We start from the raw sequence: 11,768 nt of genomic DNA on the forward strand, positions 1-11,768 counted from the left end.
CGGGAACCGGAGGGGGGGGCCCCCCTCGTCTTGTTGTGGAGGGGAGGAAACCAACCGAGGGGGAACGCGGGTGGGGGGAGGGGAAGAACAAAGAAGTCGCGACCCACGCCCCTCGCCCCGCCCCCCGACCCGTGTCAGCCGATGTCGGCCGGGCGCTGCCCGGCTCGGCTGCCGGGCTCAGCTGCCCGGGAACCCCTCGGGGTTCTGGGACTGCCAGCGCCAGGTGTCGGCGCACATGTCGTCGATGGTCTTGGTCGCGTGCCAGCCCAGCTCGGTGTTGGCGCGCGTCGGGTCGGCCCAGAAGGCGGGCAGGTCGCCGGCGCGGCGCGGGCCGATCTCGTACGGCAGCTCGCGGCCGACCGCGCGCTCGAAGGCCTTCAGCAGCTCCAGCACCGACGTGCCGGTGCCGGTCCCGAGGTTGAACGCCCGCGCAGGCTCCACCATGTCGTCCAGGTGCTCCAGCGCCGCGACGTGCCCGGCGGCGAGATCGGTGACGTGCAGGTAGTCGCGCTCGGCCGTGCCGTCCGCCGTCGGATAGTCGTTGCCGAACACCGTGAGCTTGTCCCGACGCCCCACCGCGACCTGCGCGATGAACGGCATCAGGTTGTTGGGGATGCCCTGCGGGTCCTCGCCGATGTCGCCGCTCGCGTGCGCGCCGACCGGGTTGAAGTAGCGCAGCAGCGCGACCTTCCAGCCCTCGGAGATCTGCGCGATGTCCGTCAGGACGCGCTCGATCATCACCTTGGTCTGCCCGTAGGGCGACGACGAGGACAGGTGCTCGTAGTCCTCCCGGTACGGCACGGGGGCCTTCTCGCCGTACACCGTGGCCGACGACGAGAACACCAGCTTGGTGACCCCGTACTTCGCCATCGAGGCGGCCAGGGCGAACGTGGAGTCGAGGTTGTTGCGGTAGTACTCCAGGGGCTTCGTCACCGACTCCCCCACCGCCTTGAAGCCCGCGAAGTGGATCACGGCGTCGATCCGCTCGTGCGCGAAGAGCCGCTCGGTCTTGTCCGCGTCGGTCAGGTCGAAGCCGTGGAAGGGGATCGCGCGACCGGCGAGCGCCTCCAGGCGGCCCTGCACCGAGGGCTTCGAGTTCGAGAAGTCGTCGACGACGATGACGTCGTGACCGGCGGCTACCAGGGCAAGGACGGTGTGTGAGCCGATGTAGCCGGCTCCACCGGAGACGAGAACGCGCATGCCTCCAAACTACCGGCTCGGTCGCGCACGCCGGCATCGGTGAGACGGGCTGTGGCCGGACCCTGGCGGTACGGGCTCCGGCGGGCCGGGCGCTGGTACGTTCGCGCGCGTGACGGTTCCCGAGGCGATGCTCCTGTTCGCGCTGGTCGCGATCCCCCTGACGATCATGCCGGGCCTGGACAGCGCGCTGGTGCTGCGGACCGCCGTCGTCAGCGGCCGCAGGCACGCCTATGCCACGGCGCTCGGCATCAACGCGGGCGTCCTGGCCTGGGGAGTCGCGGCCGCCGTGGGCGCGACGGCGGTGCTCGCCGCCTCCGAGACGGCCTACCGGGCGCTCACCCTGGCGGGCGCGGCCTACCTCGCGTGGCTCGGCGGCCGGATGCTGTGGTCGAGCTTCCGCGCCGGGCGGTACGACGCGCTGCCGGACGGCGCTCTGCCTAGTGCTGTGTCCGGTGCTGCGCCTGGCGCCCTGCCGAGCGTCGAGCGTTCGCCCTGGAGGTCCTTCGCCCTCGGCGCCACGACCAACCTGCTGAACCCCAAGGTCGGCGTCTTCTACCTGGCCACGATCCCGCAGTTCCTGCCCGACGGCGTGCCGCACCTGCTGATGGGCCTGCTCCTGGCCGTCGAGCACGACGTGCTCGGGCTGGCCTGGCTCGCGCTCCTGATCCACGCCGCGGGCCTGGCGAAACGGTGGCTGTCCGGGCGCACGATCGCGCGGGTGACCGACCGGGTGACCGGCGTCGTGCTGCTGGCCCTCGCCGGGCGCATCGGCTGGAACGCGCTGACGGGGCAGGCCCGGGCGATCTGACGGTCAGCCGGGCACGGCCTGCCCGGCTTCCGCACGCACCGCGGCGAGCATGTCGTCCACGGAGCCCGCCGGGTCGGTCACCGGGGCCTGGACCCGGCGGACGGTGCCGTCAGGCGCGATCAGGAGCGTGGTCCGCTTGAGGCGGTCCGTCCCGGCGGCGCGGAACACGGGCAGGCGCAGGGCGGACGCCGCCAGGCCGTCCTGGTCCGAGGCCAGCGCGTACGGCAGCTTTGCGTGCGCCGCGAAGGCCGCGAGCTGGTCGGGGCGCTGGGTGGACACGCCGAGCACCCGGGCGCCGGCGTCGGCGAGCGCTGCGGTGCGCCCCGCGTAGGTGACGCACTCGAGCGTGCAGCCGCGGGTGCCGGGGATGTCGCCCCAGCCGGCGGGGTACCCGTCCGTGTCGGGGGCGTAGGCGCCCGGGAAGAGGAACAGCACGGTCCAGCGGTCGGGGTCCACGAGGCCGACGGCGGTGCCGTCGTGGGCCGTGAGCGTCACGTCCGGCACCTGCGTCCCCACGAGGGCGTGCACACGTCGCGCCTCGGCGTCGCCGACGGCGCCCGAGACGGTGCCGTCGCCCATCACGTGGCGCGTCCCCCACTCCTGCAGCGCGACGAGCACGGGCACGAGCCCCTCGCCGCGGCGGGTGAGCCGGTAGTCGAACCGGGGCGGGTGCGCCGAGTACGGGACCCGCTCCAGGACGCCGTCGTCCACGAGCCGGCCGAGGCGTTCGGTCAGGGCCCGCCTGCTGAACCCGAGCTCGTGGGCGAGGGCGTCGAAGCGTGAGACGCCGGCCGCGGCCTCGCGCACGATCAGCAGGCTCTGCCAGTCGCCGATGACGCCGAGCGACTGCGCGATCCCGCAGTCGGCGTCGGCCAGGTCCTCCTTGCGCATGCGCGCCATCCTCTCGCACGTCGTCGTCCGGGTGCTGTCACTCGGTCGCGGCGCCGGGCCGTGTTGCGCCCGCTGCCGTCCTTCTGCCACTGTACGGGCAGTCGGTTCCAAAATGGAACCCACTGCTTCGGCCCATCACCCGACCCACCCGGAGGCACACCCATGACGACGACGGCCCCGACCGCCGCACGCTCCTTCTGGACCTTCTGGGCGGCCACGACGACCAGCAACATGGGCTCGGCGGTCACGAAGATCGCCCTGCCCCTGACCGCCGTCCTCGTGCTCGACGCCGGACCGTTCGAGACCGGGCTGCTCGCCGCGGCGTCCTACCTGGCCTGGATCGTCATCGGGCTGCCCGCCGGCGCGATCGTGCAGCGCTGGCCGCTGCGCGGCACCCAGATCAGCACCGACCTGGTGCGGGCCGCCGCCATCGTCTCGGTGCCGCTGGCCTGGTGGGCCGGCCACCTGACCCTCGCCCAGCTGTTCGTCGTGGCGCTCACGCTCAACCTCGCCGAGGTGCTCTTCTTCAGTGCCAGCACGACGTTCATCACCTCCGTGGTGCCGCGCGACCAGCTCACCAGCCGCAACTCGCTCATGTCCGGGACGCACGCGGTGACCGAGCTCGGCGGCCCCTCGCTGGGCGGGCTGCTCGTCCAGCTCGTCGGCGCCGCGCCCGCGCTGCTGCTCGACGCGGTGTCCTACGTCGCGTCCGCCGTGCTGCTGCGCACCCTGCCCGAACGCCGCCAGCCGGGCGACGACGACCCGACCCCGCTGCGCCGACGGATCGCCGAGGGCTGGCGGTTCGTCACCGGCCACCCCGTCCTGGCGCCGTGCACCTGGTGGGCGTGCGTGGTCAACACGGTCTGCGGCGCCCAGCTCGCCCTGTTCGCGATCTACCTGGTCCGGGAGCTGCACGCGCCCGCCGCCGTGGTCGGGCTGCTGCTGGCGACCGAGGGCGTCGGGGCGCTGCTGGCTGCCTGGGCGACACCCTGGCTCGTGCGACGGTTCGGCTCGGCGCGCGTCGTGCTGTTCGACGGGCTCGTCGGGTTCGCGGGTGCCCTGCTGATCCCCGCCGGCGCCGGCCACTGGGGCTGGCTCTGCTTCGCCCTCGGCAACCTCGTCTTCGCGGCCACCGTGGTCCCCGGCAGCATCGTCACGCGCACCTACCGGCAGGTCGCGAGCCCGCCCGAGCTCCTGTCCCGCGTCATGGGCACCGTGCGCTTCGTGTCCTGGGGCTGCATCCCGCTGGGCGGCCTGATCGCCGGGGCGGTCGCCGAGACGGCCGGGACCCGCGCGGTACTGCTCGGGTCGGCGTTCGTGATGCTCGCCGGACCCGCGATCCTCGCGGCGAGCCCCGTGCGACGGCTGCGGAACCTGGAGGACTACACGAGCGAGCCCCAGCACGCCGCGGCGTGAGCCGTCCGCGACACGCTGCTCCCCGACACACCGCTCCCCGACACACCGCTTGCCGACACGCCCCGCGCGCCCACGACCAGGCGGAACGCCCCGACTACGCTGCCCCCGTGGCGTACACCGAGCAGCGCACCGACTCCGAGGGCCGCACCGGCTACATCGGGCGATACCGCGTCGACGGCCGCCTGCGCAGCACCCGCCGCTTCACCGTGCGGCGCGAGGCGCTCGCGGAGGCGCGGCGGCAGGAGGAGGCGGGCAAGCACGCCGAGTGGATCGACCCGTCCGCGGGCCGCGTCACCGTCGCCGAGTGGTTCGCGACCTGGCAGGAGGCCCGCGTCGACCGCGCGCCCCGCACCATCGAGGCCGAGCGCGAACGCTTCCGCTCCCTGGTCGCCCCGGCCTTCGGCGACCGGCCGCTGCGGCAGGTCACCCACGAGGACGTCGCCCGCTGGGCCGCCACCATGGCCTCCCCCACCACCGGGCAGACCGCCTCGCCCGCCCGGCGCCGGGACGCGGCCCGCCTCCTGGTGGCCCTGCTCGACGCCGCCGTCGACGCGCGGCGCCTGCGCACCAACCCCGCGCGGACGCCGTCGGGCAAGGTGCCCGCCCTGCCGCGCGCCCCGAAGACCAAGCCGCACCGCTACCTCTCGCACGAGCAGCTCCGGCGCGTCGCGGACGCGACCACCTCCGCCCAGACCCGCACCCTCGTGCTGCTCACCGCGCTGACCGGGCTGCGCTGGGGGGAGGTCAGCGCGCTGACGGTGGCCGACGTCGACCTGCTGCGCCGGCGGGTGCACGTCACCAAGGCGTACACCCGCCTGGACGACGGCACGCTCCTGCTCGGCGACACCAAGACGCACGCGCGCCGCGAGGTACCCCTGCCGGCGTCCCTGGCCCCGGCCGTGGCCGAGCAGGCGGCGGGCCGGGCGCGCGGCGACCTGCTGTTCACCGGCACCCGGGACACCGCGCTGCGGCGCGAGAGCTTCGACCGGTCGGCGTTCCGGCCCGCCGTGCTGGCGGCCGGCCGCGCCGTCCGCACCCTGCGCGAGGCGCTGGGCCTGTATGACGACGGCCTGCACGACGACGGCCGCTACGCCGGCGGGCCGTCCGTCACAGGCACTCGCGCCACAGGCACTCGCGCCACGGGCCTGTACGACGACGGTGTGGTCGCCGCGGTGCGCCGGCTCCAGTCGGACGCAGGCCTGGAGGCGACCGGGATCTGCGACCCCGCGACGTGGTCCCTGGTCGCGGACCAGGACCGGGCGCGCGAGACGATGACGCGGGGCGAGAAGGTGAGCCGCACCCGGCTGCTGGCGGCGCTGTCGCGCACCACGCTGGGGCCCGGCGCCGAGGACTTCGACACGCTCACCCTGCACGACCTGCGCCACACCGCGGCGTCCCTGGCCATCTCGGGCGGCGCGACGGTCAAGGCGGTGCAGCGGATGCTGGGGCACGAGTCGCCCGTCCTGACGCTGTCCACCTACGCCGGGCTGTTCGAGGACGACCTCGACGCCCTGGGCGAGACGATGAGCGCGGCGTTCCAGGCGGCCGCCGTCGTGCCGGGGACCGACGCAGATGGGTTCGACGCACCGGCGGCGGTCACGCCGATCCGGGCCGTGCGGAGCAGGGCCGGCTGAGCTGGGTGGGCTCAGCAGGGCGGCCTGACCTGCACGTTCATCGGTCCCAAACTTTTTTCTCGCGGATCGGCGATCCTGATGTCGAGAACGCGAGGGGGGCTCCGTCCTAGGGTCGAGGGCGCAAGACGGCGTCCGTACCGCGTCCACGACGCAGGGCCCCGCGGGGCCCGTGACCCAGGGAGAGAACCATGGCGAAGTACCTGCTGCTGAAGCACTACCGGCGCGGCGGCCCGGCGTGGCTGCCGGGCACCGACGTCCCGATGGACCAGTGGACGCCGGAGGAGATCACGGAGCACATCGACTACATGCGCCGGTTCGCCGACAAGCTCACCGAGAGCGGCGAGTTCGTCAGCGAGGGCGCGCTCGCGCCGGAGGGCACGTTCGTCCGGTACGACGGCGAGGGCCGCCCGCCCGTGACCGACGGCCCGTTCGCGGAGACCAAGGACCTCATCGCAGGCTGGATGATCATCGACGTCGAGTCCCAGGAGCGGGCCTACGAGGCGGCGGCCGAGCTGTCCGCCGCACCCGGCGCCGGCGGCCGCCCGATCCACGAGTGGCTCGAGGTGCGGCCGTTCCTCGGCGAGGACCTGACGATCAGCGAGTGACCTGAGAGGCCTGGTGTGGACCACGACGCGGTGAACGACCGGATGCGGACGCTGGCGCCGCAGGTCCTCGGCGTCCTCGTCCGTCGCGGAGCAGACTTCGCGACGGCCGAGGACGCCGTCCAGGAGGCCCTCATCGAGGCCGTGCGGCACTGGCCCGAGGACCCGCCGGACGACCCGAAGGCCTGGCTGCTGCGCGTGGCCGGCCGCAAGCTCATCGACGCCCAGCGGTCCGAGGCCGCCCGACGACGGCGGGAGGAGCGGGTCCACGACGAGCCGCCACCCGGTCCCACCGAGCAGTCGGACGACACGCTGCTGCTGCTGAGCCGCTGCTGTCACCCGGCGCTGAGCCCGGCGTCGGCGATCGCGCTGACGCTCCGGGCCGTCGGCGGGCTGACGACGGCCCAGATCGCACGGGCCTTCCTGGTCCCCGAGGCGACGATGGCGCAGCGGATCTCGCGCGCCAAGCGCACCCTGGCCGGGCAGCGGTTCGACCAGCCGGGCGACGCCCGCGCGGTGCTGCACGTGCTGTACCTGATCTTCAACGAGGGGTTCACCGGCGAGATCTCGCTGGCGGACGAGGCGATCCGGCTGACCCGTCAGCTCGCGGTCGCGTCGGCGGCGCGTCCGGAGGGCGTCGATCCCGAGATCTCCGGCCTGCTGGCCCTGATGCTGCTGCACCACGCCCGCCGCGACGCCCGGTACACCGGCTCGGGCGAGCTGGTGCCGCTCGACGAGCAGGACCGCTCCCGGTGGGACACCACGATGATCAGCGAGGGGGTGGAGGTGCTGCAGGACGCCCTGGCGCGGGACCGGCTGGGACAGGACTCGCTCGGGCACGACTCGCTCGGGCAGTACCAGGTGCAGGCCGCCATCGCGGCGCTGCACGACGACGCGCCCACCGCGGCGGAGACCGACTGGCCGCAGATCCTCGAGTGGTACGACGAGCTCGCCGGCCTGACCGACAACCCCGTCGTGGCCCTGAACCGCGCCGTCGCCGTCGGGCAGGTCGACGGCCCGCGGGCAGGCCTCGCGGCCCTGGCCGAGATCGACCCGGGGCTGTCCCGGTGGGACGCCGTGGCGGCCCACCTGTACGAGCGTGCCGACGACGCCGCCGCGGCGATCGACCACTACACGGCCGCAGCCGACCGGGCGGCGAGCTCGGCCGAGCGCACGCACCTCATCAAGCAGGCGGCGCGGCTGCGGGCGGCTCGCTGAGGCAGGCCTCCAGGGCGGCGGCCCCCGCGAGCATGGCGCGCCCGCGGTCGGTCAGGCGCGCGTGCCACTCGTGCAGGGTCGCCTCCAGGGGTTCCAGCCCGCCGGCCGTGCGCACCTGGCCGATGAGCGGGGCGATCTGCTCCAGGAGGTACCCGCCGCGCCGGAGCTGGTGGGTCAGCCGGGCGTCCCGCTGCGCGGCCTCGTCGTAGACCCGGTAGCCGGTCTGCGGATCGCGCCGCGGGCGTACGAGGCCCGCACGTTCCCAGGTGCGCAGGGTCGCGGGCCGGATCCGGAGCGCGGCGGCGAGCGGGCCGATGAAGGTGTCGCCGGGGCGCGGGGCGTCCGGTGCCGTCCTGGTGAGGGTGCCGCGTCCCCGGTCCGCGTTCGTGCTCGTCTTCCTCTCCGGCCTCCCCTCGGGCTTGCTCTTCGTCTCCGTCTCCGAGGGGTCGAGCTCCTGCAGCGCGTCCTCGACGGCGCGGAGCGTCCTGCGGTCCTCCAGGAGCTGGGCGTGGCTCTCGTCGATCAGCCGGAACGCCTCGCCGACCGCGCCGTCGTGCACGGCCCGCATGATCGCGGCCGCCGTCCGATGGCCGTGCCCGGGGACCAGGGCGAGGAAGGCGCGCAGGGCGCGCGCGTGCCGCGGCGTGTAGGCGCGGTACCCGGACGGCGTGCGGACGGCGGCCGGGAGGATGCCGGCGTCCTCGTAGTTGCGGACCGCCTGTGTGGACAGACCGTGATCCCGTGCGAGGTCGACCGGCCGCAGCCGAGAGGCGCTTTGAGGGTTCTGCCGCATCCACCCACCTGTTCTGCCTACTGTCTTGGGCTTTGTTCCGGACCCTGCCGGGCCCAGGTCTCAACCGGGACGTCAACGATACCGTTGAGGGAATGGTGAGAGACCTCCAGCACACCGTTCATCCCCTTGACGCCGCCGCCGTCCTGCGCCTGTTCCCGGGCCGGCCGCAGATCCTCGCCCTGGGCGAGCCGACTCATGGCGCGGGCGCCCTCCTGAGGCTGCGCAACGAGCTGTTCCGACAGCTCGTCGAGCAGGAGGGTTACCGCACGATCGCCCTGGAGACCGACTGCCTCGCGGGGCAGGTCGTGGACGACTACATCGCCGCCGGCGAGGGCGGTCGCGACGCCGCCGTGCTCGACGACATCATGGCGCGCGGGTTCAGCCACGAGTGGGGCGCCTTCCCCGCCAACCGCGAGCTGGTGCGCTGGATGCGCGCCTGGAACGAGCGTGCCGACGAGGAGGGCCGACCCGACGCCGACCGGCTCCGGTTCGCGGGCTTCGACGGGCCGCTGGAGATCCAGGCGGCCGCGAGCCCCCGGGCCGCGCTCACGGCCCTGTACGAGTATCTGTCCGCGCGCGTCGACGCCGAGCTGCTGCCGTGTACCGCGGACGTGCTCGACCGGATGATCGGCGCGGACGCCCGGTGGACCGAACCTGCCGCCATGATGGATCCGGCCCGGTCGGTGGGGCAGTCCGCCGAGGCCAGGGAGCTGCGCCTGCTCGCCGACGACCTGGCTGCGCTCCTCGACTCGCACGCCCCGCAGCTCATCGCCACCTCCACGGTGCAGGAGTGGGACCGGGCGCGGCTGTACGGACGCACCGCGACCGGCCTGCTGCGCTACCACTTCTGGATGGCCGACCCCTCGCCCGCGCGCATGACGCGGCTGCTCGCGGTGCGCGACGCCCTGATGGCGGACAACCTGCTGGCGCTCGCGGAGCGCGGCCCTGTGCTGGTCAGCGCGCACAACAGTCACCTGCAGCGCGGTTTGAGCACGATGCGCATGTGGGACCACCCGCGGCTGGAGTGGTGGGGTGCGGGCGCCCTGGTGAGCGCCCGGCTCGGCGAGCGGTACGGGTTCCTGGCCACGGCGGTCGGCAGCATCCGGCACCAGGGCGTGGACGACGCGCCGCCGGACAGCGTCGAGGGGGTTCTCTCCGCGCTCGGTGCTGACAGGTGCGTCGTCTACGGGCCGGGGCTGTCCGCGCTGCTCGAGGGCTCGGTGGCGCGGGTGTCCCCCTGGTTCGGTTACGCGCCGCTGGACCCGGCCCAGCTCGCCGACCTGGACGGGGTCGTGTTTCTCCAGGACGTACCTGAGGACTGATCCTGCGTCTGCGCGGCGGTGTGCGTGCCGGTTCGGTCAGGGCGTCGACCGAGGTGGGGTGGATCTGAGGCCGATCTCCCGCGGATTCGACGCTCACTATCTGCTCTCCGGAGGCCCATTAATGCCCTGCTGAGCGCTCCTGAACCCCGGTATCTGGCCGTCTTCACATCCTCTGCGCACCCGCTTCAGGAAAGCGGGTGCGCAGTGTGTGGAGTGAAAGTAGGAGTAGGATTCTGCTACTACTCGTACTACTACGAGCAGTAACAATGACTGGCGAAGCAATGACCGTCGAAGCCGGGGACTGCGGAAACCGGGACGGTCGAGACGACGACGTGAGCGGGGAACGACGTGCGGGACAAGGAACGGGTCTTCCAGGCAGCGGACGCACTGGCGGCCGAGGGTGCGGCGCTGACTGTGACGAACGTGCGCGAGCGCGCCGGCTGCTCCAATGCGACGGCCACGAAATATCTGCGGGAGTGGCGCGACGCGAGGACCGCCGAGGACGACGCGCGCAGCGCGCTCCCCGACCTGCCCGCCACGGTGAGCGCGCTGGCGGAGCGCGGCCTGGAGGCCCTGTGGGGTGCGGCGGTCGAGGCGGCACGGGCGGAGCACGAGGCGGCAGCGGCGGCGTCGGAGGAGGCACTGAGCGCCGTCGTCGGCGAGGCAGACGCCCTGGCGGCGCGCGTGGACGAGGCAGACGCCGAGCTCGCGCAGTTCCGCACCCTGCTGGAGACCGCGCGCGAGCACGCGCGGTCGGTCCAGGACGAGCGGGACGCGGCCGAGGAGGCCCGGGCCGACGCCGCGACGTCCGCCGCCCGGCTGGAGGGTGAGCTCGACGCCGCGCGGCGGGCGCTGGAGGCCGTGCGCGACGAGCTCGCCGAGGCCCGGGCGGGGGCTGCGGCCGCCGAGCGCGCGCGGTCCGAGGCGGAGTCGGCGCGCGCGCAGGCGGACGGTGCCGCCGTGGGCCTGCGGGAGTCCCTGACGGACGTGCGCGGCGCGCTCGAGGCCGCACGGGGCGACGTCGCGCAGGCGAACCGCGACCGGGCCGCCGCCGATGCGGCGCGAGCCGGCGCCGAGGCCTCCGTGGCCCGGCTGGAGGGTGAGCTGTCCGCGTCCCGGGACGCGCTGGAGTCCGCGCGCAGGCAGGCGACGGACGCCGAGCAGGCGCGCGTGGCGGCGATCGCCGGCCAGGCCCAGGCCGAGGGCACCGCCGCGGGGCTGCGGGAGGCGCTGAGCGCGGCTGCTCAGCGGGTCGATCCGTCCGGGACCGAGCCCGCCTCCGCGGCGCAGGCGGGGTGAGACAGGCGGGGCGAGACAAGGCGGGGTGAGGCACGGGCGAAAGAGCGCGTGAAAACCGCCCCTGAGCACGAAGAACACCCGCGTGCTGCGGCGAGTGTCAGTGTCCGGTGCTGAGATGGCGGCATGAGCCTTCGAGGATTTTCGACTATCAACTACTGGGCCGACGACGTCGCCGCGGCCTCCGCCTGGTACACCGAGGTGCTCGGCGTCGAGCCCTACTTCCAGCGTTCCGGACCGGACGGCACGCCCGCCTACGCCGAGTTCCGGATCGGGGACAACGAGGCCGAGCTCGGCCTCGTCAGCCGGGCCTACGCGCCCCCGGGGCTGCCCGACCAGCCCGGGGGCGCGCTCATGTACTGGCACGTCGACGACCTGCAGGGCACGGTGGCCCGTCTGCTCGACCTGGGCGCCACCGAGTACCAGCCCGTCACCGAGCGCGGGCACGACTTCGTCACCGCCGCGGTCGTGGACCCCTTCGGCAACGTGCTCGGCGTCATGTACAACCCGCACTACGTCGAGCAGTTCGGCGCGGACGCCGGGGCGGAGTAGCCGCTCCACACGCCACGTCCACCTGGTTCAACGGTT

Annotated in this window: 11 protein-coding genes; 8 read left to right on the top strand and 3 right to left on the bottom strand. The window is 73.9% G+C overall.

The window, feature by feature from the left end; genetic code table 11:
* Window positions 1–177 precede the first annotated feature (177 nt).
* Window positions 178–1,200 carry a UDP-glucose 4-epimerase GalE gene (galE, locus tag ACFV9Q_RS06315; protein WP_377229887.1) on the bottom strand — a complete coding sequence of 341 codons (1,023 nt, stop codon included), beginning with the start codon at window positions 1,198–1,200 and terminating at the stop codon, window positions 178–180.
* A 109-nt stretch (window positions 1,201–1,309) separates the two neighbouring features.
* Here galE and ACFV9Q_RS06320 point away from each other — a divergent pair, with 109 nt between their 5' ends.
* Window positions 1,310–2,008, top strand: coding sequence for a LysE family translocator (locus ACFV9Q_RS06320; RefSeq protein WP_377233661.1), 699 nt, complete (start codon window positions 1,310–1,312; stop codon window positions 2,006–2,008).
* Between the two features lie 3 nt (window positions 2,009–2,011).
* Here ACFV9Q_RS06320 and ACFV9Q_RS06325 read toward each other — a convergent pair whose 3' ends face one another.
* Window positions 2,012–2,899, bottom strand: a complete 888-nt coding sequence (locus tag ACFV9Q_RS06325; RefSeq protein ID WP_377233662.1) for a winged helix-turn-helix transcriptional regulator — start codon at window positions 2,897–2,899, stop codon at window positions 2,012–2,014.
* A 162-nt stretch (window positions 2,900–3,061) separates the two neighbouring features.
* Between ACFV9Q_RS06325 and ACFV9Q_RS06330 the strand changes: the two genes are divergently transcribed.
* The 4 genes from ACFV9Q_RS06330 to ACFV9Q_RS06345 all read left to right on the top strand — a co-directional run bounded on the left by ACFV9Q_RS06330 (window position 3,062) and on the right by ACFV9Q_RS06345 (window position 7,769).
* On the top strand, window positions 3,062–4,315 hold the full coding sequence (locus ACFV9Q_RS06330; RefSeq protein WP_377233663.1) for an MFS transporter: 1,254 nt from the start codon (window positions 3,062–3,064) through the stop codon (window positions 4,313–4,315).
* 107 nt (window positions 4,316–4,422) lie between these two features.
* Window positions 4,423–5,949, top strand: a complete 1,527-nt coding sequence (locus ACFV9Q_RS06335) for a tyrosine-type recombinase/integrase (RefSeq protein WP_377233664.1) — start codon at window positions 4,423–4,425, stop codon at window positions 5,947–5,949.
* Window positions 5,950–6,137: 188 nt separating this feature from the next.
* Complete coding sequence (locus ACFV9Q_RS06340) at window positions 6,138–6,554, top strand: YciI family protein (RefSeq protein ID WP_377229882.1); 417 nt, start codon at window positions 6,138–6,140, stop codon at window positions 6,552–6,554.
* A 15-nt stretch (window positions 6,555–6,569) separates the two neighbouring features.
* Entirely contained in the window at window positions 6,570–7,769 is a 1,200-nt protein-coding gene (locus ACFV9Q_RS06345) for an RNA polymerase sigma factor (RefSeq protein WP_377233665.1), read from the top strand.
* Here ACFV9Q_RS06345 and ACFV9Q_RS06350 read toward each other — a convergent pair.
* The gene (locus tag ACFV9Q_RS06350) at window positions 7,735–8,562 is read right to left on the bottom strand and encodes a TioE family transcriptional regulator (RefSeq protein ID WP_377233666.1); all 828 of its coding nucleotides are present in this window, start codon (window positions 8,560–8,562) and stop codon (window positions 7,735–7,737) included. The two genes, ACFV9Q_RS06345 and ACFV9Q_RS06350, sit on opposite strands and share 35 nt — an antisense overlap.
* 92 nt (window positions 8,563–8,654) lie before the next feature.
* Between ACFV9Q_RS06350 and ACFV9Q_RS06355 the strand changes: the two genes are divergently transcribed.
* From ACFV9Q_RS06355 to ACFV9Q_RS06365, 3 genes are all read left to right on the top strand, one after another.
* On the top strand, window positions 8,655–9,884 hold the full coding sequence (locus ACFV9Q_RS06355) for an erythromycin esterase family protein (protein ID WP_377233667.1): 1,230 nt from the start codon (window positions 8,655–8,657) through the stop codon (window positions 9,882–9,884).
* A gap of 348 nt (window positions 9,885–10,232) precedes the next feature.
* A complete protein-coding gene (locus tag ACFV9Q_RS06360) occupies window positions 10,233–11,183 on the top strand; it encodes a DNA-binding protein (RefSeq protein ID WP_377233668.1) in 951 nt (316 codons plus the stop codon).
* 123 nt (window positions 11,184–11,306) lie between these two features.
* Complete coding sequence (locus ACFV9Q_RS06365; RefSeq protein WP_377233669.1) at window positions 11,307–11,732, top strand: VOC family protein; 426 nt, start codon at window positions 11,307–11,309, stop codon at window positions 11,730–11,732.
* The last annotated feature ends 36 nt before the right edge of the window (window positions 11,733–11,768 follow it).

This window comes from Promicromonospora sp. NPDC059942, from assembly GCF_042731755.1.
Lineage (GTDB): Bacteria > Actinomycetota > Actinomycetes > Actinomycetales > Cellulomonadaceae > Promicromonospora.

Bases quoted from the DNA above. Each gene is read 5' to 3' on its own strand.
- ACFV9Q_RS06365 (WP_377233669.1), top strand. From the start codon at position 11,307: ATGAGCCTTCGAGGATTTTCGACTATCAACTACTGGGCCGACGACGTC.
- ACFV9Q_RS06325 (WP_377233662.1), bottom strand. From the start codon at position 2,899: ATGCGCAAGGAGGACCTGGCCGACGCCGACTGCGGGATCGCGCAGTCG.
- ACFV9Q_RS06355 (WP_377233667.1), top strand. From the start codon at position 8,655: ATGGTGAGAGACCTCCAGCACACCGTTCATCCCCTTGACGCCGCCGCC.
- galE (WP_377229887.1), bottom strand. From the start codon at position 1,200: ATGCGCGTTCTCGTCTCCGGTGGAGCCGGCTACATCGGCTCACACACC.
- ACFV9Q_RS06350 (WP_377233666.1), bottom strand. From the start codon at position 8,562: ATGCGGCAGAACCCTCAAAGCGCCTCTCGGCTGCGGCCGGTCGACCTC.
- ACFV9Q_RS06340 (WP_377229882.1), top strand. From the start codon at position 6,138: ATGGCGAAGTACCTGCTGCTGAAGCACTACCGGCGCGGCGGCCCGGCG.
- ACFV9Q_RS06330 (WP_377233663.1), top strand. From the start codon at position 3,062: ATGACGACGACGGCCCCGACCGCCGCACGCTCCTTCTGGACCTTCTGG.